Genomic DNA, 20,999 nt, shown 5'->3' with positions numbered 1-20,999 from the left:
GAACAGACCTGTACACGAATGTCCGCACGTGATTCATGGGTATCGAACATCGGCTTCGTGCTTGCCGCCGTCGGCGGTGCGGCGGGCCTCGGGAACATCTGGCGGTTCCCGTGGCTGACCGCCGGGAACGGCGGGAGCGCGTTCCTCGTCGTCTACCTGCTCGTCGTCGTCGGCATCGGCGTCCCGGGACTGCTCGCCGAGTTCGTCCTCGGACGCTGTGGCCGGCAGACGCCGACCGCGGCGCTTCGCTCGCTCACCGGCTCCCGCTGGGGGTCCTGGCTGGGCGCGTTCAACGTCCTCACGACGCTCGTCATCCTCTCGTTTTACTCCGTCGTGGGCGGGTGGATACTCCGCTACACGCTGGTCTCGCCGGTCGGGGCGTACTTCGGCCAGCCCCAGCAGTACTTCGGGGCGATAAGCTTCGGCCCCGGGGCGGTCGCCTTCCACCTGCTGTTTCTCGGTATCGTCGCTGGAATCGTCTTCTTCGGCGTGAGCCGCGGCATCGAACGCGTCTCGAAGGTGATGCTCCCGGGGGTCGTCGTGATACTGCTCGGGCTCGCGGTGTGGACGGCCACCCAGCCGGGCACGGCCGCCGGCTACGAGTTCTATCTCAGCTTCGACGCCGAGTACCTCGCGGCCAACTTCCTGAGCGTCATCGGGCCGGCGGCGGGCCAGGCGCTTTTCACCCTCTCGCTTGGCGCCGGGGTCATGCTGACCTACGCCTCCTATCTCGACGACGACGCCTCGCTCCCGCGAGACACGCTCGTCATCGCGGTCTCGAACACCGTCATCGGTGTCCTCGCCGGGCTGGTCGTCATCCCGCTGCTGTTCTCCCAGGGCGTCGACCCCGGGCAGGGCGGTCCCGGCGCGCTGTTTGTCGCACTTGCGACGGCGTTCGCGTCGCTTCCGGGCGGCGAACTCGTCGCGACGGCGTTTTTCGCGACGGTCTTGATGGCCGCCGTGACCAGCGGCATCAGCCTGCTCGAGACGCCGGTCGCCACGCTCGTCGACAGCTTCGGCGTCCAGCGACGCCGGGCGACGGTGCTGGTCACGGTCCTGCTCGGGGCCACCGGGAGCGGCCTAGCGCTCACGAGCACGGTGTTCCAGTTCGTCTCCGGCACGCTCGCAGACCTGCTGTTGACCGTCGGACTGTTCGCGTTCACTGTCATCGTCGGCTGGCTGCTGCGCGGGGAAGCGCTCGCGGAATTCCGCGCCGGAACCGACCGCTTCGGGTGGTTAGCGAGACCGTGGCTCCTGACGGTCAGCTGGGTCCTCCCCGTCGTCGTCCTGTTCCTGTTGACGAACACGCTGGCGTCACTCGCCGGGACGTCACTGGGGCTCGGCGGCCGGGCGATTATCGCTGTCGTCGGCACTATCGCCCTGGCCGTCGCAGTCACGAACGACCGCTGGAGCGGCCGGTCGAGTTCGCCGTAGTCACGAGTCGACAGAGCCCAGGAAATCCAGCTGGTGGGTGTGATACAGCAACTCGGCGGCAGCGACCTGTTCCCGCCGGCTCGATAGCCACGTATCGAGTTCCTCGAAGCCGCTTCCGGTCATCTCGCCGACCGCGTCCTCGATAGTATCGAGGATGTGCCGGAGGAAGTAGGCTTCGTCGGCCGGATAGCTCCCGTCGACAGGCCGGACGACCCAGTCCGACCCGGCCACCGCTGCAAGCGTCGCGCCGTCGAGCCCGTGAAGACGGGCGAGCACGTCGCCGCCGGCGCGGCTGTCACCGCCCCGTTTCGCGTCCATGTGGTCGTGATAGTGCCGTTCGACCGCTCGGTCGGCCGGATGGGCCGGCTGGAAGCGGGTCGCGCCGTCGAACGTAATTGGGAAGTAGTACAGGCCACCCGGCGCGAGCGGTTCGAGTAACGTCGCCAACTGCTCGCGGTCGAGAATGTCGAGCAGGGCGGCCCCGATGAGGAGGTCGGACTCGCCGTCGGCGGATTCGGCGTACGCCACCGCCTCGGCCTGGACCGTCTCGACCCTGATGCGTCGGGTTTCGCTCTCCAGGACCAGGGGACTGTCGCCGACCGACAGCCCCCCCTGGGCGGCCCAGTCCCGGAGGTAGTCGGGCAATCGGGCCACGTTCTCCGACCGAATATCGACCGCAGTGTAGCGGAGCTCCCCCGCGGGAAGCACGTCCCACTCGAGGAGGCGAGCGAGCATCGTGCCGATACCGGCCCCGATTTCGAGGACCCGAAGCGGTCCGTCGGTGTCGGCTGCCCGGGCGGCCAACTGCTCGCGGAGCATATCGATCAGCCGGCGGTCCAGCGCGCGGTCGTCGACAGTCCGTTTCGCCCGCAGATACCGCTGGAACGACTCCGTCACGCCGGCACCTCCGCGGGCTGTACGACGTCTGTCAGCAGGCTCCGGACCCGCGTCACCGTCGCCTCCCAGTCAGGGTGGGCCTCGTAGCTCCGTCTCGCGGCCCACCCCATCTCGGCCAGCCGGTCCCGGTCGGCGGCGAACCGCTCCAGTTCGCGGGCGACGGCGGCCGGATCGTCAGGGTCGACGAGCACACCCGTCTCGCCGTCGGCTACGGGGTCGGCTGCGCCGCCCGCCCGAGTGGCCAGCGCGGGGAGGCCGAAGCTCATCCCCTCCAGGTAGACGATGCCGAACCCCTCGTACCGGGACGGCACCGCGAGGACGTGGCTCGACCGGAGCGCGCCCGCCAGTTCGTCGTCTGCGAGCCGCCCCGCGAACTGCACGCGGTCACCCAGACCGTACTCGCGGACGCGTTTCCGGACCGCAGTAACGTGTGCCGCGTCGACGGGGCGACCGACGACGGTGAGTTCGATATCGGCCTCCGCCCCGGCCAGACCATCGACGAGCGTATCCAGTCCCTTCCGGGGCGTGACGTTCCCGACGAAAACGACCCGCAGCGGCTCGGTGGTGGCCCGCCGCTCGACCGTCGACCGGTCGATGTCGGGGTCGAACCGGTCCCCGGCAGGCGGAGCGACGACGGTATCGTCGGGGTCGACGCCGAGGTCGGTAACGACGCGTCGGGTCGTGGCGCTGTTACAGACCACGCCCTGAACCGTCCCGAGATAGCGGCGCTCGACCGCTCGGTACAGCGGCGCGAGGCGACGGGGCTCGCTCGCCCGCAGGTGGTGGACGATGCTGACAATCGGGTACGAGAGGGCACGGTTCGTGCGGACGAGCGACGGATGGGCGAGTTCGTCCTGTAACATGACGTCGACGTCCACGTCCAGTCGCCGGCGGAGCTTGCGCGACCCGTTATCGAGAAGCCCTCTGTGGTAGTCACGCCAGGGGAGCTGGATGCACTCGACGGTGTCGCCGGCGTCTCGCAGTCCCTCGACGAGTTTTCTGTCGTACCGGAACCCACCCGACTGCTCCTCGAGGCTTCCGTACAGCGTCAGGCCGACCCTCATACGGCGGCGTCGTAGCCTGCAGCGGCCGCATCGTCCTCCCAGATGGTGACCGACAGTTCAGTAACCGTCTCGTCGGTGACATACTCTGTGACACGGTCGAAGATGACCCGGGCGAACCGTTCGACGCTGGGGTTGTACTCCTCGAACTCCGGGAGGTCGTTGAGCATCGTGTCCCGGTACCGGTCGGCCAGTGACGACAGGGCCGCGTCGGCGTCGTCGATGTCCACGATGTAGTCGAACTCGTTGAGTTCGGGGCCGCGGAAACACAGCTCGACCCTGTAGTGGTGTGAGTGCGGGTCACCTTCCGGGCCCGGGTCCGGGACAGTGAGGTAGTGCTGTGCCACGAACTCGGTCCGTACCGTCGTCGCGTACATGCCCGAGTAAACGGCCGGGACCCACCTAAATCACTGGTGTCAGTCGTAGGTCAAGACCACCTGGACTGCGTCGTCCGGCCGGTTCTCCAGCAGTCGGTACGCCTCCGCTGCACGCTCGATGTCGATCTTGTGTGTCAGAAGCGCCGAGAGGTCGGTGTCACTCAGCCACGACCGGACGACGTCCAGTCGGCGGTCCTTGTCCCAGCGGTCGGCGTGGTCCGGGTCGATGCGGCTCACCTGACTGCTCCGAAGGCGGATGTGGCTCCGGTGGAAGTGGTGTCCGAGGTCGAGCGAGACGTCCTTCGAGCCGTACCACGACCCGACGACGACCTGGCCTGCATAGCCGGTGGCGTCGACGGCCCTGTCGAGTGCGGTGGGGTTCCCCGACAGTTCGAACGCGATGTCGGCGTCGTCGACGTCGAGATTCCCGGGGGAGACCGAGCGGTCCGCTCCGAGCGCTTCCGAGAGCCGGCGGCGACCTGCACAGGGGTCGACCGTCACGAGCGACGCCAGCGGAAACTCGGCCAGGAGGCCGGTCGTCAACAGCCCGACCGGGCCCTGGCCGAAGACGACCACCCGGGCGCCGATGCGCGGCCGCGCGTCCATCACGAAGTTGACCGCCGCCTCGACGTTCGGAATGAACACCGCCTGTTCCGGGGGTAACGTCGTAGGGATTAGCGACGACGGCTCGGCGACGAAGTGGCTCTCGTGTGGGTTGAACGCGAACACGCGCCGGTCGAGCCAGTCGTCGTCGACTGCGTCCCCGACGGCGGTGACACAGCCGACTGCCGCGTAGCCGTACTGCAGCGGATACGAGAACGTCCCGTCGAGGGCGTCGATGGTCTCGTCGGTCGCGAGTTCCGAATCGACCTCGCCGCGGTACACCAGCAGTTCCGTTCCGGGGCTGATTCCCGAGAGTTCTGTCCGGACACGGACCTCCGATGGCCCCGGGTCAGGCACTGCCTCTTCGTCGACCCTGACCGACTCCGAGCCGGTAAAGTACAGCGCTCTGGCGGACATTACACTGTCCCCTGGGGACGTGAGTGGTGGCCGGTGGCGATGTTTCGGTGCCAACCAGTTCGAACGCGGCGGCGGCTCCGGAGATACACGTCACTAACCCAGGCTTTCTCTGACTAAAAAGTACCTCACGAACGGCTACAGATACCCGAGTGCATCGAGCCGGTCCCGGTCGCCCTCGGCGCCATAGACGCGCGAAACCGGTAGCGGCTCGGGCGGACTCAGGTCGGGGTCACGGCGCCCGTGGTCGACGCCGGTGGTTTCGGCCCACGGCACCGCCAGCAGCGTCGGCACCGGCGTGTGCATCGGGTGCCCGTACAGCCCCCACTCCCCGAAGAGGTTGCCGTGGTCGGCGGTGACGGCGATTCGACCGTCGACGTTCTCGACGAGTGCCCCGACCTCCCGGAGGACGTACCGGAGGTTCGCCTCGTAGGCGTCCCAGACGCGGCCCGGCGAGACATCGCCGCGGCGGAGCGCGACCCACGGGTTCGCCGCGTTGCTGTGGGTTCCGGTGCGGGCCAGACCGCCGTCGTCGTCGAGCGGGTCGGGGACAAACGGGTGATGTGGTTGCATGTAGTGGACGACCAGCCGCTCGGGAGCCCGGCGGCGGGAAAGCGTGACGGCGCGGTCGGTGACGGCTCTCGCCGGGACAGTGTTCAGGTCCTCGTCCCACGCGTACTTCCAGACCTCGTCCAGCGTGGCGAAGGCGTCGGCATCGAGGTACCGGTCGGTCCACGTGTTGCCGGTGACCATGACGGTGTGGGCCGTCTCGGGATGACCGAGGAACGTGTTCTCGAGCCACTCCGAGGAGGAACTCCCGACCGAGCGGACAGTCGATACAGCGTCGAACAGCTCGGAGTCCGGGGCGACCGCCCGCAGCAGGTCCGCTCGGCAGGCGTCGAGCACGACGAGGACGTCCCACTCGCGCTCGTAGACGTTCGTCCCGTACGGAATCCGGCGGCCCAGTGCCTGTAACGCGCGCAGGTACGCCGTCCCCAGTCGGCTCATCCCCGGTTCTGTCACGTCCGGTGTTCGGTGCCGGCGAATAAAATCCCACTGGCGATATGATATATATGCGAGGCCGCCCCCGTTCGAGTGTGCACTGTCTGTTCGTCGGCGCCGGCAGCATCGCGGCGGAGTACGCGGCCGAGCTTCCAGCCAGCCCGCTCTCGCTGGCGGGCGTCTGCGACCTCGAGGAGGACCGGGCGACGACACTCGCCGCGGAGCACGACTGTCCGGCGTTTACTGACCTCGACACTGCGCTCGCCGCCGTCGACGCGCCGCTGGTCGTGAACCTGACGAACCACGCCGCGCACGCGCCGGTGACCCGAACAGCGCTCGAAGCGGGGCGACACGTCTACTCCCAGAAGCCCCTGGCACTGGCGGAGTCGGCGGCCGCGGACCTGCTGGCGCTGGCCCGGGAGCGGGACCTGGCGCTTGGATGTGCCCCTGGCACGCCCCGTGCACCCTCACAGCGCCGCGCCGGACGAATGCTCGCCGACGGTCGCATGGGACCCGTCCAGCTAGGATACGCCAACGCTCACGTCGGCCGCGTGACCGATTGGCACGACCGACCCGACTCGTTTCTCGCTATCGGGCCGCTGTACGACGGCGGCGTCTATCCGCTCGCGCTGCTGGTCTCGTGGTTCGGCCCCGTCGAATCCGTCCGGACCGCCACTGCGCTCGATTGCTGGCCGGAGCGGGAGGCAAAGCGACCGTCCGCCCCGAGCCACGTAGAGGGGACGCTCGCGTTCGACGGCGGTCTGACCGTGCGGCTGACCGCGAGTTTCTACGCGCCACACCGGAGCCGGGAGTTCTACGGGCTGGAACTGCACGGCGACGACGGGTCGCTGTACCTCCGTGGGACCGGCGCGATGGCCGACAGTACTGGCGCCGTGCGGTACGGCCGCGTCGGCCGCGAATACATCGATGGCCCCGCCCAGCACCCCACTCGACCGTACCGATATCTCGACCCGGTCGAGTCACTCGCGGCCAGCGTCAGCCGTGGGTCCCCATCACGAGAGACGGGCCGCCGCGGCGCCCACATTGTCGCCGTCTGTAACGCGATCGAGACGGCTGCCGAGACCGGTGGGCCCGTGCCCGTATCAGACTACGGCGCGGCGGCCGACCCCGTGCCAGCGCCGACCGTCACTCCGAACGGGGAGCGAGACAGCGGTCGGGAGCAATCGATTCGACTCCCGCCTATCGGCTTTGGCTGTTCCCGCTACCGTGACGGAACGTACGTCGACCGTGCGGACTCGGTCGCGGCGGCCCTCGACGCCGGCTACCGACTGCTCGACACCGCCGAACTGTACGGCAACGAACACCGCATCGGCCGCCTCCTGGCTGCCCCGGGCGCGCCCGACCGGCGTCGGGTGTTCCTTCTCGGGAAGGTCTGGCGCACGAACCACCGGCGGGAGCATATGGTGACGGCCTGTCGGGGCAGCCTCGAGGAACTGGGCATCGACGCCTTCGACTGCTATGCGCTGCACTGGCCCGGCGCGTGGGCTCACCGCGGCCCGTTAGCCCGACTGGCCGAGAAACCGGTCGAGCAGCAGGAGGCATTGACGTTCCCCGAGGACGAGGCAGGGGACATCGAGACGGCTTCGGTCCCGCTCCAGCGAGCCTGGGCGAACCTGGAGACGCTGCACGAGCGGGGCTGGACGCGGACGCTCGGGCTCTGTAACGTCTCCCGGGCGCAACTGGAGACCGTCCTCGAAACCGCGACTGTCAGGCCGGCACTCGTCCAGGTCGAGCGCCATCCGTACCAGCCACAGTCCGACCTCGTCGAGTACTGTCACGACCAGGGTATCAGGGTCGTCGCCCACTCGCCGCTGTCGGCCCCCGGGTTGCTCGACGAACCGGTTCTGGCGGACATCGCCGAGGCGTATGACTGCTCGCCGGCCGGAGCGGTGCTGGCGTGGAACGTCACACAGGGCGTCGTTCCGATTCCCTCCAGTACGACGCCGCCCCACATCGTCGAGAACCTCGCCGCGGCCGGACAGCGACTCGACGCCGAGGCGTGTGCCCGGATCGACGCGCTTCAACAGCCGGATTTCGAGCGGTGAGCGGTCCACGTGGCAGTAGCATACTGTGACTGAAAGTCGAATCGACCACAGGGCCGTGACGGAGGCACGGGGACGGTCGCTCGACGGGGCATCGCCACTGGCTCGGCCTCGTCGCCGCCTCTCTCGTGGTTGCGGTGTCGACCTGTCTTCGCGCTTGGCGGTCGTCCTCGCACCGCCGCTGGCGGTGGCTCTCCGGGACTTCCTCGTCGTGCGCGGTCGCCTCCCCCGCGAGTAGTTCGGCGGGCAGCGTTGATACGTCTCCGTGCCTATCGTTCCGTATGCTCTTTGCGACACACCTGCTCGCGGCTGCGGTTCTGGGGCGTGTGTCGCGGCTGTCGGCGCTGTGGCTGGTAGTCGGTACTGCGGTGCCCGACGTGGTCGATAAGCCCCTGGCAATGGTCGGTGTCACGTCCCTGTATCACTCCGTCGGCCACTCCGCCCTGCTCGTCGTCGTGGCGCTGCCGCTGGCGCTTTCGGGACGCGACGGGCTGTCGGCAGCAGTCGGGTGGGCCCTGCATCTCTCCCTCGATACCCTCCACGTCGTCCTCAACGGCCGCCCCGGCGACGCGGTGTTCCTGCTCTGGCCTGTCGTCTCCCCGGCGGACCCGCTGGCGCTCCCACCAGGGTCCTTTTTCGTGTACTACCTCTGGAGCCCGTCGTTCTTTCTCGAAGTCGCGTTCTGGCTCACTGTCGCCGGGCTGGTCGTCAGAACCGTACTCAGGGAAGTCCGCGCCGGCTCGCGGGGCCGGGTCGATTGACCCTCTCACCGTGACACGTGAGAACGGGTCAGACCGGTTGGCTGGAGAAACTGCCCTCGACCGGTCTTTGGCGTCAGCCCTTACTCTATTCGGGCCCTGAAAACTGGTATGACCGCTCACCCGGGGTTCCATTCGCTGCACGAGGAGACGGCCGCCTCACTGGACGTGAGAGGGACGTTGCCCGAGTGGCTCACGGGGACCCTCATCCGGAACGGACCGGGCTCGTTTTCGGTCCCCGGCGGCAGCAGCGTCGACCACTGGTTCGACGGGTTCGCGATGCTGTATCGGTTCACCTTCGACCCGGGCTCGGGCGACGGCGATACAGTCCACTACCGGAACCGATCCCTCCGGACAGACGCCTACGACGCGGCCCGTGACGGTGCGTTCGAGGGCGGGTTCGCCACCGGCGAGACGACGCTTCGCTCGCGCCTCGCGACGTTCCTACGGGCGCCGTACGACAACACGAACATCATCGCCGAGCGGATCGGCGGCGAATACGTCGCATTGACCGAATCGCCGCGACGGGTCCGGTTCGACCCGGGGACGCTCGATACCACCGGCCACGTCGAGTACGGCGGTGACGTCCCGACCGGGCAACTGTCGTGTGCCCATCTGAAACGCGACCCCGCGACAGGCACGCTCGTGAACGTCGACACGGAGTTCGGTCGACCGAGTCAGTACCACGTCCACGCGACGACACCAGCCGGCGACCGACGTCACGTCGGGAGCGTCACGACCGACCGCCCGGCGTACATGCACAGCTTCGCGCTGACGCCCCGGTACGTGGTACTGACCGAGTTCCCACTGCGGCTCGACCCGCTCCGATTCCTGAAGCCGGGGCGGCAGGCCCCGTTTATCGAGCAGTTCGAATGGGAGCCCGACCGCGGGACCCGTGTCGTCGTCATGGACAGAACGACCGGAGAAATCGTCGCCGAACCCGTGACCGACGCCGTGTTCGGGTTCCACCATCTCAACGCGTTCGAACGGGCCGGCGGAACCGAACTCGTCTTCGACCTGGAGACGGTCCCCGACGCGACGACTATCGATTCACTGTACCTGGAGAACCTTCGCGCCGGTGAGATGGGTGCTATCGTCGGGCGCATCGAACGCTTCGTCGTGCGGTTGAACGGTGCTTCCGGCCCGTCGCAGTCAGGCGGTGACCCGACGGTGTCACGGGAAATGCTGTATGCCGACGGGAGTGCGCTCCCGACCGTCGCCCCGACACGCTGGTGTCGGCCACATCGATACGTCTACGCGATGGGGATGGACACGCCGGTCACCGAGTGGGCACGCCGCGTGTGCAAACTTGACACGCAGAGCGGCGACGTTCAGGCCTTCGACGACGGCGGGGAGTACTTCGGCGAGCCGATTTTCGTCCCCGCCCCAGGGACCGACTCCGAAGACGATGGCGTCGTCCTGACGGTTGCACTCGATACCGAGGTCGACCGGTCACGGCTACTCGTCCTCGATGGGAGCTCGTTCCGGGAACGCGCTCGCGTGACATTCCCGCACGCAGCCCCGTTTGATTTCCACGGCCGGTACTTCCCCGAAATCCGAGCGAGTCGGTGACACCGACGGTAACAGTATCACCCGTTCTGTGGGGCCGAGGACACGCCCGTAATCCCACGACGTGCTCGACAGTGGCGCCGTAGGTACAAACGGCCACATCTCAGTATACGCGTCGACACTGGCCCACGAAAGGATTCCTCCAGGTAGATACTGATTACTATTATTTTGTTCGATATTAACGCCCCAATCTTATGTCACGTGACTCCAATCGTTCAATATCGTGAGTCAAACAGCAGGGATAACTGTCCTTCACGTCGACGACAATCCCGACCTCGCGGATCTGACGGCCGAGATGCTTACAGCGCAAGCGGAGGGGTTTAGCGTCGAGACGGCGACCAGCGCAAGCGAGGGACTGGAACGACTTGCCGCGGCCGACTTCGACTGTATCGTGAGCGACTATCAGATGCCTGGCCGGAACGGCATCGAGTTGCTTGAAGCGGTACGCGAGGAGTATCCCGACCTGCCGTTCATCCTCTATACCGGCGAAGGGAGCGAGGCGGTCGCGAGTGACGCGATTTCCGCCGGTGTCACCGAGTACCTCCAGAAGGAGACTGGCACCGGACAGTACACTGTCCTTGCCAACCGGATTCGCAATGCTGTCGAGAAACGACGGAGTGAACGGGCCCATCAGCGACACCTCGAAGCCATCGAAACGGCCCACGAAGGGATCAGCATCCTCGACGAAGAGGGACACTTCCGCTACGTGAACGAAGCGTATGCCGACCTCTACGGGTACGAACCCGATGCGTTGGTCGGCGAGCACTGGGAGGTGGTCTATCCCGATGACGACCTCGACATCGCCCACGAGGAGATACTGCCAGCAGTCGAGGAAACGGGCTCCTGGCACGGGACGACGACCGGACTCCGGGCCGACGGAACCACGTTTCGAGAGGACCACCGGGTAGCCGCGACCGATCACGACGAGCTCGTCTGTACTGTGCAGGACATCACCGAACGACAACAGCGCGAGCGGGAGCTCGGCCGGACAAGCACTGTTCTCCGGACGATTATCGAGCATCTTCCCATCGGTGTGCTGGTCGAAGACGCCGACCGCAACGTGCTCATGGCAAACGACGAGTTGGGGGAGACGCTCGGCACGCCGTTCACCGGTGATGAGCTCATCGGGCGTGATTGCGACGCGGCAGCTGAAGGAGTGAAGGACCTGTTTGCCGAACCCGGGAGATTCATCGACGATATAACCGAACGTATCGAACAGCGGGAGCCGGTGCAGAACGAAGAACTCACGCTCGCTGACGGACGCGTTCTCGAACGCGATTACGTGCCGTACAGCTTGCCCGACGGCGAGGGAAACCTGTGGCTGTACCGCGATGTAACCGAACGGAAACAGCGAGAACAGAAACTGCATACCCATCTCAAAGCGATGGAGGCGTCTATCGATGGGATGGCTTTACTGAACAACGACGGTGAGTACAGCTACGTTAACGAGGCCCACGCTGACATCTATGGATACGAGGACCCGGCGGTCTTTTTGAGCGAGACATGGCGGATGTGTTACGACGATGAGACAGTAGCTCGCTTCGAAGACGAGATTATCCCGGCGCTGTACGAGGACGGCAGCTGGCGCGGTGAAGCGACTGGAGTCCGCGAAGACGGAAGTACGTTCCCACAGGAACTGTCCCTCACAATCACTGACGATGGCGGGATTATCTGTGTTATCCGCGACATCACCGAGCGCAAGGAACACGAGGAGACGCTGGAGCAGCTACACGATGCGACGCGGGATCTGATGCGGGCAACGACCACCGAGGAGGTGGCGACGATAGCGTCTGAGACGGCTACACAGGTGCTGGGACAACCGATGAACAGCATCCATCTCTACGACCCAGAGGCGGACGCGCTCGTGCCTGCCGTCTGCGCCGACGAGACACGAGGCCTGCTTGATGGCACGCCGCCAACGCTTCCCCTCGACGGTAGTCTAGCAGGACAGGCCTACCGGTCAGGTGACGCCCAGTGCTACACGGACCTCCGCAAGGTAGACGACACGTTCACCGCTGACACGCCGTTTCGCAGTGAGTGTTTTTATCCGCTTGGCGACCACGGCGTCTTCATCGTCTCGTCACAACTGCCAGACGCTTTCGAGGCGACGGATGAGGCTCTCGCGGATGTGTTCACGGCCAATGTCGAGACCGCATTTGACCACATCGAGCAGCGACAGCGGCTGCAACGAGAGCGTGACAGGCTCGATAAATTTGCCAGCATTATCTCTCATGACCTTCGCAACCCGTTGAGCGTGGCGACGGCCCGCTTGGAACTGGTGCAAACGGAGTGCGATAACGACCATCTCGACGATATTGCTCGGGCACATGCCCGGATGGAGACACTCATTGACGAGGTCCTGGCGCTCGCACGAGAGGGGCCACAGGTCGATGCACCGCGGGCAGTTGATCTCGCTGACACGGCCGAGGACTGTTGGCGGACCGTCCAGACGGACGAGGCGACACTCGTGACCGAGACGACGCAAACACTCCGGGCGGACCCGAGTCGGCTGAAGCAACTACTGGAGAATCTGATGCGAAATGCGGTCGAACACGGTGGCGAAGGAGTCACGGTTTCCATCGACGACCTGGATGAGAGAAACGGTTTCTACATCGCCGATGACGGCCCGGGCATCCCAACGGACGCACGCGGTGAGGTGTTCCAGGCCGGGTATTCGACCGCGGATGACGGGACTGGCTTCGGACTGAACATCGTACAGGAGATCATCGACGCACACGGATGGGATATTACGGTCACCGAGAGTAGGGCGGGTGGGGCGCGGGTCGAGATTACCGACGTCGAGCAGGCAAATCGTTGACTGGCCGATACGTCGGTCAGGTACACTACCAAGGTCTCTCGGGAACCACCGACCAAGACCCTGTCCTGTTTAAAAACGGCGGTGCCGGCGTCACCGGCTAACAATATGCGGATAGCTGACAGACGTACCCGGTTGTAGGTCCGCTGTGCAACTGAAAAGAGCTCAGGCTTCCAAACAGTCAGTGCAGCGGCCGGCACCTGGTAGAGACGGTCCACCACATTCCGTACAGGCATCGAGCCCCGTATCACGATCATCTCGGGGGACAGGTATCGATTGTAGTGCTCTTTGCAGCTGTTTCTTCATGTGGTGTAGTATTGCGATACATTGTTTTAATATTTTGGGTTCCAACTCATTTAATTGTCCAGTTAAAGAGAGAATAGACCATTCATCACAGGAATGTATGTTTATTCTGGCGTTTTGTATACGGGCGGGGTAGCCAGTGTCGGCGGACGACGGGTGCTGTCAGGCGACGCTTTGATTTTATTCACTGCAAAATCAGATTCAAACCGCTGACGCCCCGATAGAACTCCAGACGCCACCACACCCGCCATCCAGTCGAAAACGGGAGTCTGGACTGTGTGACTGTTTCGAACCGGTTCTCTTCGAATTGCAATTAAACAGATGCGGCCCTGTTGAAATCCTCTTCTTCAGGCACGATGTTGACCGAAACACCCGGTCGATGGAGATTACGTATCAATAACGAGGTGGGACCAGTGGTCAGTGAAGGAGAGGAGTGAGGGCCGGAGAGGTGGTCCGACTCGGGGACCACCGTTGAGGGACCTGTCGCCCCGCGGACCGGCGATTCCACGGCCAAGCTAATCCTCGTCGCCAGCCTCGATTGTGCGGTCCTCGTGTATATCCTTGAACGCCGTTCCCCCGCACTCGGGGCACTCATCCGCCATTGGGACCCGCTTGCTGTCTTCGATCAAGGCCGTTGTGAACTCTCCGCAAGACCGACACATCACCATCTCCATTATGCCACCTCAAGCAGTTCACTGGACTCCAGCAGCGGATGGTCCCGACTTCGGACGGTCTTAGTCCGTGGGTCGTAATCGAGGATACCTGCGTCTGCTATCTTCGGTAGTCCGGCGTGATGAAGGTAAACAGCAACTTGCTCCGGCGATTCGAGGTCACTGCTGGTTTCTTTGGTGGCGACGTAGTCGGCAAGCTCGTCCAACGAAGCAAGGGATTCGGATGACTCGCGGAAGTAGTTCAGGACGCCCCGGTTGGGTTTGTGAGCGAGTACCGACAGTATCCGGTCGACTGTCTCTGGTTCGAACTCGGCCTCAAGAGTAGCGGTTTCCATCCTTGGCTGTAGCGCAGTGTCAAGTGCAAAAAGCCCACACTGTTGTTCGGACAACGGTTTTAAAAAGGCGTCAGGTTACTCCAGGTCCGTCGCCGACGTGAGGAGGGATTCGGAAAGGACTTGCTTGTTCCCCCGACGGATTCGGTTCGATATGGCTTGTTGGGTGATGCCAAGTTCGTCGGCGAGTTCACTCAGGCTTACCTGACTCGGCGTGTCGAAGTAGCCTTCTCGAAGGGCGAGGATGAGGGCTTCCCGCTGTTCGTTGGAGAGGTCGAACTGCTTGACGCTCTCGGTCCGCTCGGTCAGCGTATAGGTTCGGGTGATGTGAATGCCGATGTTCTGGTCTGTACAGTAGTTGTAGAACTTCGAGAGTCTGTCGTGGTCGTTGAAGCGAATGTGGAACTCCCAACCGTCGTCAGTGTTGAACGCCTCCAGAACTGTACCTTCTGCCTCGGTGATGCCTCGAATGATATCTTTGTGGTCGCCTCGCCACGTAATCCGATAGAGGGTCCCGTCCTCGACGTTGTCGAGTGCAACGATGTCATCGACACTGTCCGACGCGAGTACTTTTTCCTTGAAGGCCTCGTAATCATCGCCTTCGACCCACAGAAACGGCAGTATGGCATCTCCCGTGGGAACAACTCGCTCAAGTTCGATGTCCATGCTCGGCGGTCCCGACAGCACGTGGCCGAGGATGAACTGGTCGTTGTCCACGGTGAATTCCAAGATGACGCTCATGAGTAATCAAAGGGGAGCCAGTCATCTATGGCTGACGCCTGTCAACCTCGACTGAGGAGACATCTCCGCCGGTAGACGCAACCACTGTATTGACCGTTGGGAGTGATCGGTCGATATTATGAACGAGACAGGCGATAGTGAGTTCACGGAACTGCTTCCACCATCGCCGTGAGCGGACAAACGCACCGTACTTTCGATTGAGCGAGGAGTTGACAGTCTCGGATTGCTCCGCTAGCCGTAGATATCCGCGTCTAAGCGTGCGTTCCATGCCCTGTGGAGCGATGTGAACTCACGGTGCCTGATCAGTTGACGAGCCTCGTGTTGTCGGGCAAGTCGTCTGATTTTCTGATCGTCGTACCCCTTGTCACCGAGCAGAATACCGATACTCTCGGGATTGTGCCTGATCAAAGACGGAGCGATCCGGCTATCGTGTTTTCGTGTCGTCGTCACGTGTAGACCGAGAATTGCGTTCTCATTCGTATCGACCAGTAGCGTTACTTTGAGTTGCTGAATTGTGAGCTCGGCTCGTTTCGTGTAGTGTTTTGAGGCGTGACCGCGGTCGAAGCCCGAGGCGTCGATCCCCGCAACACCGTTAGTCGGAAGCAATGAAACAGAGAGCTTGAGAAGCACCCGCCAGACAGCCATATCGAGCCTATTGAACGCTTTGCATAGCGTTGACGGAGCAGGAAGCTCGGTGAGGTTGGTCGCACTCCGAATACGGGGCAGCTCGATGCGTTCATCAAGGAGTGTTCGATACGTGGTATCCTTCCGAACTTTGAGACACAGGGTGCTGATGGAGCGTGTGGCGTTGTTTCGAGAACTTCGAGGGGTATCGAGCCACGGCACGTTGCGCTAACTCAAATGCGTCCTCGACAACCCGGAGCAACCGTGACTTTGGGCGAGTCTGCATCTACTCGAACTACTGACTGAATCTGTAACTCACTACGGATTTCAACAGCGCCACAGATGCGTCAGTGCGAGTCGGTTCGTTACTCGCCGTCTCTCTCAGTTGCAGGCGGTTCGTCGTCTGTTTCCCCAGCACTCTGCAAGAGGAGATCTGTACCGGCTGCGGCAATCATACCAACGCCAACCGCGCGCAACTGTCGGCGATATGCCGGCTTCGCCTTGAGTTCTGAAGCGTTGTCGAAGTTCTTCCCGATCATAGATTTAATGAACTTGACACTTATCTGTGGGAAGAGTGCAGTCACCACTCCCTGTACAAGTACGATCGCTGCACCGACCGTGCGGCTCCGTTGGTCATCAATCATAGACTCGTCTACGCGCTGGGCAGGAATTAATATTGCGACTAATCCACTACATTGAGAAAGACAGGAACTGTCTTCTAAGGTTCTATAATGAGCAGCCGGGACCGACGTGCTCTCGACCGTCGCCCCGGCCAGATACGCTTTTTCAGCAGGCTTGCCACGAGAGTGAGCGACCGAAGGGGACCACAGAACTCGGAGACAGTCCACATAGAGTCCCGCGGCGGCCGAAGCGTGGATCGAACCTTCGACGGGTCCAAACTCCCCCCACGTCTGGGTTGCCCTGACTGGGACGGTCGATCTGTCGGTCGGTTCGTCGTCCGTCGTGGCCGCGGAGAGTTATATTGTATAATATACACAAGACTATTAACTGCTTCGTCCGTAGGTAGTGATGATGGAAACACAGACAACTGAACTGGACAGCGTGGTTTCCCTCGGCGATGACGACATCGAGGCGGTCGTAGAAACCGATGGCGTCGCCCTCGCGGAGTTTTATACAGCGTGGTGTGGCGTCTGCCAGCGGATGAAACCGGTCCTCGAAACGATCGCCGCCGATACCGACGCGACCGTACTGACGGTCGACATCGAGTCGCATCTCGAAACCGCAGTCGAGTTCGGTGCCCAGAGCACGCCGACGTTCGTCGTGTTCGTGGACGGACAGCCGGTGAAACAGCTACGAGGAGGACAGACCGAACAGTCACTCCGCGAGTTGATCAGCAGATACAATGACTGACCGTCAGAGACGACAGATGACTCCGAATGAACTACGCGCTGACACGCCTGCGCTACACGAGGATATCTACCTGAACTTCGGTGCTCACGGTCCGAGCCCGCGGTACGTCGTCGAGGCCGCCGACGAGTTCGTCCAGACACACGAGTACGAGACGAACGCTCGAAACGACCCCTATGACGTAGCGTTCGAGGCGTACGACCGCACGCGAAAACGCGTTGCCGACTTCGTGGGGGCGGACACCGACGAAATCGCACTCACGGAGAGCACGACCGCGGGTATCAACGCCGTCGCGAACGCGATCGACTGGCAGCCCGGTGACACTGTCGTCCGTACGGACCTCGAACACCCGGCCGGGACGCTCCCGTGGCAACGGCTGGAACGGGAGGGCGTCGACGTTCGCGTCGTCGAGACCGAGGACGGCCGCGTCGATGCTGACGCGTTCGCCGAAGCGGTCGATGACGCACGTCTGGCGTGTTTCAGCGCGGTGACCTGGACCCACGGGACGCGGTTACCTGTCGCCGAACTCGTCGCAATCGCCCACGAGGCCGGCGCGCTCGCGCTCGTCGACGCCGTGCAGGTACCCGGACAGCTACCGATGAACGTCACCGAATGGAATGCAGACGTCGTCGCAGCGGCGGGACATAAGTGGCTCATGGGGCTGTGGGGCGGTGGGTTCCTCTACGTCGACCGTGACGTCGCCGAAACCCTGGAACCCAGGACGGTCGGCTATCGAAGCGTCGAGACGCCGATTGCGGACCCCTACGAGTTCGTGGCGGGTGCTCGGCGATTCGAGATTGGCTCCTCGAATCCTGCCCCGCACGTCGCTCTGGCCGAGGCAATCGATGTGATCGACGAGATCGGAATCGACCACATCGCGGACCGGATTCACCAGTTGACTGGACGGCTGGCCGACGGTATCCCCGACGACCGACTCGACAGTCCTGCGACGCCCGAGTCGGGCCTGGTGACGGTCGACGTCGACGACCCTAAAGCGACGGTCGAATGCCTCGCCGCGGACGGAATCGTCGTCCGTGCGCTGCCGGCACCGAACGCGATCCGAGTATCGGTCCACGCAGTCAACACCCAGACCGAGATCGATCGCTTGCTCGACGCTCTCGAGACAGAATGGGTCTGAACTGTCTGGCTCTTAGAGGGTAGCGGCCGGAGTCGGCTCTTCTATCAGCGTTTCGAGCACGTTCGGCCCGACAACCTCAGAGAACGGCGAATCAGGGGCGAGTGGGGTTGACACTCCCTTTCGGCGATAGCGCTGACACTCCGGGAGGCTGGCTGTTTCGAAAGGTGGTTCGTCGTTTCAGACGAGAAGCTGGATGTCGGCGTCGGCCATGTCCTGCAGCGCTGTCGCGGCGCCGACGCCGGTGGTGACGCCGTCGTAGAAGTCGTCCTCGTCGTAGTCCATCAGGTCGATGGTCATCTGGCAGGCCTGGAACTCCACGCCCATGTCCAGGCTCGTCTCCAGCAGTTCCTGGATGGTGGCGGTGTCGTTGTCCGCGATTCGTTTTTCCATCATCTTCGTCGTCACGCGGTCCATGCCGGGAATCGCGGCCACGGCGTTCGGCATCGGCATGTTCGGGTTGCCGACGGAGCTGAGTTTGAGGTTCTTCGAGCGTTCCTCGTGGAGGATGTCCAATCCCCAGAACGTGTGGAACACTGTCACCTCGTACCCGAACGCGGCCGCCGTGCTGGCGAGGATCAGCGGCGGGTACGCCATGTCCAGGGTGCCTTTCGTCGCGATGATGCTCATCTTCTTCGTGTCGTCCTCGCTGGTGGCCTCCGCCAGAGCTGCCTCCAACTCGTCGACGCGGGCGGCCAGCTCCGCACGCGAGGGCGGGTCGTCGGATGGCTTGTCGGCCCCGTCCGCGTCGGGTGTGTCCGTGCTCATCGTTACTCGGTCTTGCGGACGTAGTGTTTGTACAGGTCGTCGCCTTCTTTCTGGGCGAGGAGTTCGACACCCTCGGTTCCGGCGGCCCAGCCGTCGATGTCGCTCATACTCCCGGGGTCGGTCGCCAGTACCTCGAGGACGTCGCCGACGTCGAGGTCGTCGATGGCCGATTTCGTCTTCACCACTGGCATGGGACACGATGCACCTTTCACGTCGAGCGTCTCCGCGATGTCGAATTCAGCGTTCATTGGTTGTGTACTCCGTTGGTCTGTCTTGGAGTTATCACACAATACCACCCAATCAAGTAAAAGATTGTCGGTTCTTGTACACACTACAAACAACACCTCGATCTCGAGAAACCCGTTTCGAGGTCTGACGGTCGCTCAGGTGTCGTTCTACTCTCTCTGAACAGCTGACTTCGGCCGATAGTATTGTTTATAGTGTGAATTACTATGCAAATGCTTTTGTGCGTCCGACCGGTAGGAACGAGTGCACAATATGAACGCCGACGACTTTCCGACGCCGGACGTTGCCGTGGAATCAACGGACCCAGAATCGCTCAAAGACCGCATCGACGCCGGCGAGGACGTCACGCTCCTCGACACTCGGATGCAATCGGACTACGACGAGTGGCACATCGACGGTGCGAACGTCACGTCGATCAACATCCCGTACTTCGAGTTCCTCGAGGACGACATCGACGACGACGTCCTCGGTCAGATTCCCGACGACCGCGAAGTGACCGTCCTGTGTGCCAAAGGTGGCGCCAGCGAGTACGTCGCGGGCACGCTCGCGGAGCGCGGCTACGACGTCGACCATCTCGAAGACGGCATGAACGGCTGGGCGAGCATCTACGAAGCCGTCGAGGTCGAGCGCTACGACGGCGCTGGCACGCTCTTGCAGTACCAGCGGCCCTCCTCGGGCTGTCTCGGCTATCTGCTCTATCACGACGGCGAGGCCGCAGTCATCGACCCGCTGCGGGCGTTCACCGACCGCTATCTGCAAGATGCGGAGGATTTCGGCGTGGAGCTACAGTACGCATTTGATACGCACATCCACGCCGACCACATCTCCGGCGTTCGCAATCTCGACGCGGAGGGCGTCGAGGGCGTCATCCCGGAGGCCGCCGTCGACCGCGGCGTCACCTACGCCGCGGAGCAAAGCTCCGCGAGCCCTGCCTCGCAAGCTCGGCAGGACGCTGACGACCTGACGACAGCGGCTGACGGCGACACGTTCGGCGTCGGCGACGCGACTATTGAAACCGTCTCCACGCCCGGCCACACGACCGGGATGACTTCGTATCTCGTCGACGGTAGCCTGCTCGCAACTGGTGATGGACTCTTCATCGAGAGCGTCGCCCGCCCGGACCTTGAAGAGGGCGACGACGGCGCACCCGACGCTGCCCGGATGCTCTACGAGTCCCTTCAGGAGCGGGTGCTGACCCTGCCCGATGACACGCTCATCGGTGGTGCGCACTTCAGCGACGCGGCCGAGCCCGCCGAAGACGGCACCTACACGGCACCAATCGGAGAGCTCGTCGCGGAGATGGAGGCGCTCACGATGGACGAAGACGCCTTCGTGGAACTGATTCTCTCGGACATGCCGCCGCGGCCGGCCAACTACGAGAAGATAATCGCGACGAACCTCGGGCAGAACGCCGTCGACGACGAGGAAGCGTTCACGCTGGAACTCGGGCCGAACAACTGCGCGGCCAGCCAGGAATCCCTTGCGGGTGACTAATCACGCCAATGGTCATTGAGGCACTCCCACTGCAGGCAACCGCCGAACTGTTCCCGAACGGCATCAGTCGCTACGCCGTCGGTGGACTACTCGTCGGGCTCGGAACTGTCGTCATCTACGTTGGCACTGGTATCCCTGCCGGCGCGAGCACGTTCCTGGAGTCGACGCTCTCGTACGTTTCAGACCAGTCCCGGTTCCAGCGGTACGTCGGCTCCCGTGACTGGCGGGTCGTGTTCACGCTTGGCATCGTCCTCGGTGCGGCTGTGTACGCAGTCGTCTACCAGGGCGGCGCATGGACCACAGACGTCCAGCCGTGGCGACTCC

At 63.5% G+C, this 20,999-nt stretch carries 20 protein-coding genes and 1 pseudogene; 10 read left to right on the top strand and 11 right to left on the bottom strand.

What is annotated here, in order from left to right; all coding sequences use genetic code 11:
* The first annotated feature begins 18 nt into the window (after nucleotides 1-18).
* The gene (locus KZ498_RS24205; RefSeq protein WP_312622239.1) at nucleotides 19-1,434 is read left to right on the top strand and encodes a sodium-dependent transporter; all 1,416 of its coding nucleotides are present in this window, start codon (nucleotides 19-21) and stop codon (nucleotides 1,432-1,434) included.
* On the opposite strand, the gene KZ498_RS24200 is transcribed toward KZ498_RS24205, so the two are convergent.
* The 5 genes from KZ498_RS24200 to KZ498_RS24180 form a co-directional block, all read right to left on the bottom strand.
* The gene (locus KZ498_RS24200) at nucleotides 1,435-2,331 is read right to left on the bottom strand and encodes a class I SAM-dependent methyltransferase (protein WP_312622237.1); all 897 of its coding nucleotides are present in this window, start codon (nucleotides 2,329-2,331) and stop codon (nucleotides 1,435-1,437) included. It lies immediately after the preceding gene.
* Nucleotides 2,328-3,395, bottom strand: coding sequence for a glycosyltransferase family 4 protein (locus KZ498_RS24195; RefSeq protein ID WP_312622235.1), 1,068 nt, complete (start codon nucleotides 3,393-3,395; stop codon nucleotides 2,328-2,330). The genes KZ498_RS24200 and KZ498_RS24195 overlap by 4 nt, the downstream gene beginning before the upstream one ends.
* Nucleotides 3,392-3,769 (bottom strand): 6-carboxytetrahydropterin synthase, encoded by a 378-nt coding sequence (locus KZ498_RS24190; RefSeq protein WP_312622233.1) that lies wholly within the window; start codon nucleotides 3,767-3,769, stop codon nucleotides 3,392-3,394. Before KZ498_RS24190 ends, KZ498_RS24195 begins: the two co-directional genes overlap by 4 nt.
* 39 nt (nucleotides 3,770-3,808) lie before the next feature.
* Nucleotides 3,809-4,789, bottom strand: a complete 981-nt coding sequence (locus KZ498_RS24185) for an oxidoreductase (protein WP_312622231.1) — start codon at nucleotides 4,787-4,789, stop codon at nucleotides 3,809-3,811.
* A gap of 135 nt (nucleotides 4,790-4,924) precedes the next feature.
* On the bottom strand, nucleotides 4,925-5,794 hold the full coding sequence (locus KZ498_RS24180; protein WP_396276208.1) for a hypothetical protein: 870 nt from the start codon (nucleotides 5,792-5,794) through the stop codon (nucleotides 4,925-4,927).
* 89 nt (nucleotides 5,795-5,883) lie between these two features.
* On the opposite strand from KZ498_RS24180, the gene KZ498_RS24175 reads away from it, so the two are divergent.
* The 5 genes from KZ498_RS24175 to KZ498_RS24155 all read left to right on the top strand — a co-directional run bounded on the left by KZ498_RS24175 (nucleotide 5,884) and on the right by KZ498_RS24155 (nucleotide 12,996).
* The gene (locus KZ498_RS24175) at nucleotides 5,884-7,854 is read left to right on the top strand and encodes an aldo/keto reductase (RefSeq protein ID WP_312622229.1); all 1,971 of its coding nucleotides are present in this window, start codon (nucleotides 5,884-5,886) and stop codon (nucleotides 7,852-7,854) included.
* A 25-nt stretch (nucleotides 7,855-7,879) separates the two neighbouring features.
* Nucleotides 7,880-8,089 (top strand): hypothetical protein, encoded by a 210-nt coding sequence (locus KZ498_RS24170; protein WP_312622228.1) that lies wholly within the window; start codon nucleotides 7,880-7,882, stop codon nucleotides 8,087-8,089.
* 43 nt (nucleotides 8,090-8,132) lie between these two features.
* Nucleotides 8,133-8,612 carry a metal-dependent hydrolase gene (locus KZ498_RS24165; RefSeq protein WP_312622226.1) on the top strand — a complete coding sequence of 160 codons (480 nt, stop codon included), beginning with the start codon at nucleotides 8,133-8,135 and terminating at the stop codon, nucleotides 8,610-8,612.
* Between the two features lie 108 nt (nucleotides 8,613-8,720).
* Nucleotides 8,721-10,181 carry a carotenoid oxygenase family protein gene (locus tag KZ498_RS24160; protein WP_312622225.1) on the top strand — a complete coding sequence of 487 codons (1,461 nt, stop codon included), beginning with the start codon at nucleotides 8,721-8,723 and terminating at the stop codon, nucleotides 10,179-10,181.
* Nucleotides 10,182-10,401: 220 nt separating this feature from the next.
* Nucleotides 10,402-12,996, top strand: a complete 2,595-nt coding sequence (locus KZ498_RS24155; RefSeq protein WP_312622224.1) for a PAS domain S-box protein — start codon at nucleotides 10,402-10,404, stop codon at nucleotides 12,994-12,996.
* 973 nt (nucleotides 12,997-13,969) lie between these two features.
* Here KZ498_RS24155 and KZ498_RS24150 read toward each other — a convergent pair.
* The 4 genes and pseudogenes from KZ498_RS24150 to KZ498_RS24135 form a co-directional block, all read right to left on the bottom strand.
* Nucleotides 13,970-14,302 (bottom strand): hypothetical protein, encoded by a 333-nt coding sequence (locus KZ498_RS24150; RefSeq protein WP_312622223.1) that lies wholly within the window; start codon nucleotides 14,300-14,302, stop codon nucleotides 13,970-13,972.
* A 75-nt stretch (nucleotides 14,303-14,377) separates the two neighbouring features.
* Nucleotides 14,378-15,040, bottom strand: coding sequence for a bacterio-opsin activator domain-containing protein (locus KZ498_RS24145; RefSeq protein ID WP_312622221.1), 663 nt, complete (start codon nucleotides 15,038-15,040; stop codon nucleotides 14,378-14,380).
* A gap of 100 nt (nucleotides 15,041-15,140) precedes the next feature.
* A pseudogene (locus KZ498_RS24140) lies at nucleotides 15,141-15,950 on the bottom strand (IS5 family transposase); the annotation flags it as partial.
* Nucleotides 15,951-16,029: 79 nt separating this feature from the next.
* Nucleotides 16,030-16,308: a hypothetical protein gene (locus KZ498_RS24135; RefSeq protein ID WP_312622220.1), complete on the bottom strand. Its 279-nt coding sequence runs from the start codon at nucleotides 16,306-16,308 to the stop codon at nucleotides 16,030-16,032.
* Nucleotides 16,309-16,696: 388 nt separating this feature from the next.
* On the opposite strand from KZ498_RS24135, the gene KZ498_RS24130 reads away from it, so the two are divergent.
* Nucleotides 16,697-17,035 (top strand): thioredoxin family protein, encoded by a 339-nt coding sequence (locus KZ498_RS24130; protein ID WP_312622219.1) that lies wholly within the window; start codon nucleotides 16,697-16,699, stop codon nucleotides 17,033-17,035.
* A gap of 16 nt (nucleotides 17,036-17,051) precedes the next feature.
* A complete protein-coding gene (locus tag KZ498_RS24125; protein WP_312622218.1) occupies nucleotides 17,052-18,170 on the top strand; it encodes an aminotransferase class V-fold PLP-dependent enzyme in 1,119 nt (372 codons plus the stop codon).
* A gap of 177 nt (nucleotides 18,171-18,347) precedes the next feature.
* On the opposite strand, the gene KZ498_RS24120 is transcribed toward KZ498_RS24125, so the two are convergent.
* Together KZ498_RS24120 and KZ498_RS24115 are read right to left on the bottom strand one after the other, a co-directional pair.
* The gene (locus tag KZ498_RS24120) at nucleotides 18,348-18,935 is read right to left on the bottom strand and encodes a DsrE/DsrF/DrsH-like family protein (protein ID WP_312622216.1); all 588 of its coding nucleotides are present in this window, start codon (nucleotides 18,933-18,935) and stop codon (nucleotides 18,348-18,350) included.
* 2 nt (nucleotides 18,936-18,937) lie between these two features.
* Nucleotides 18,938-19,183, bottom strand: a complete 246-nt coding sequence (locus KZ498_RS24115) for a sulfurtransferase TusA family protein (RefSeq protein WP_312622214.1) — start codon at nucleotides 19,181-19,183, stop codon at nucleotides 18,938-18,940.
* Nucleotides 19,184-19,433: 250 nt separating this feature from the next.
* On the opposite strand from KZ498_RS24115, the gene KZ498_RS24110 reads away from it, so the two are divergent.
* Both KZ498_RS24110 and KZ498_RS24105 read left to right on the top strand, forming a co-directional pair.
* Nucleotides 19,434-20,675, top strand: a complete 1,242-nt coding sequence (locus KZ498_RS24110) for an MBL fold metallo-hydrolase (RefSeq protein WP_312622211.1) — start codon at nucleotides 19,434-19,436, stop codon at nucleotides 20,673-20,675.
* Between the two features lie 8 nt (nucleotides 20,676-20,683).
* Nucleotides 20,684-20,999, top strand: a 316-nt coding sequence (locus tag KZ498_RS24105) for a YeeE/YedE family protein (protein WP_396276201.1), incomplete at its 3' end; no start/stop codon positions are given.

It is taken from the genome of Haloarcula sp. 1CSR25-25 (assembly GCF_032027985.1).
Classification (GTDB): Archaea; Halobacteriota; Halobacteria; order Halobacteriales; family Haloarculaceae; genus Haloarcula.
The sequence above is the reverse complement of the archived record's forward strand: the minus strand, read 5'-3'. Positions and strand labels throughout refer to the sequence as shown.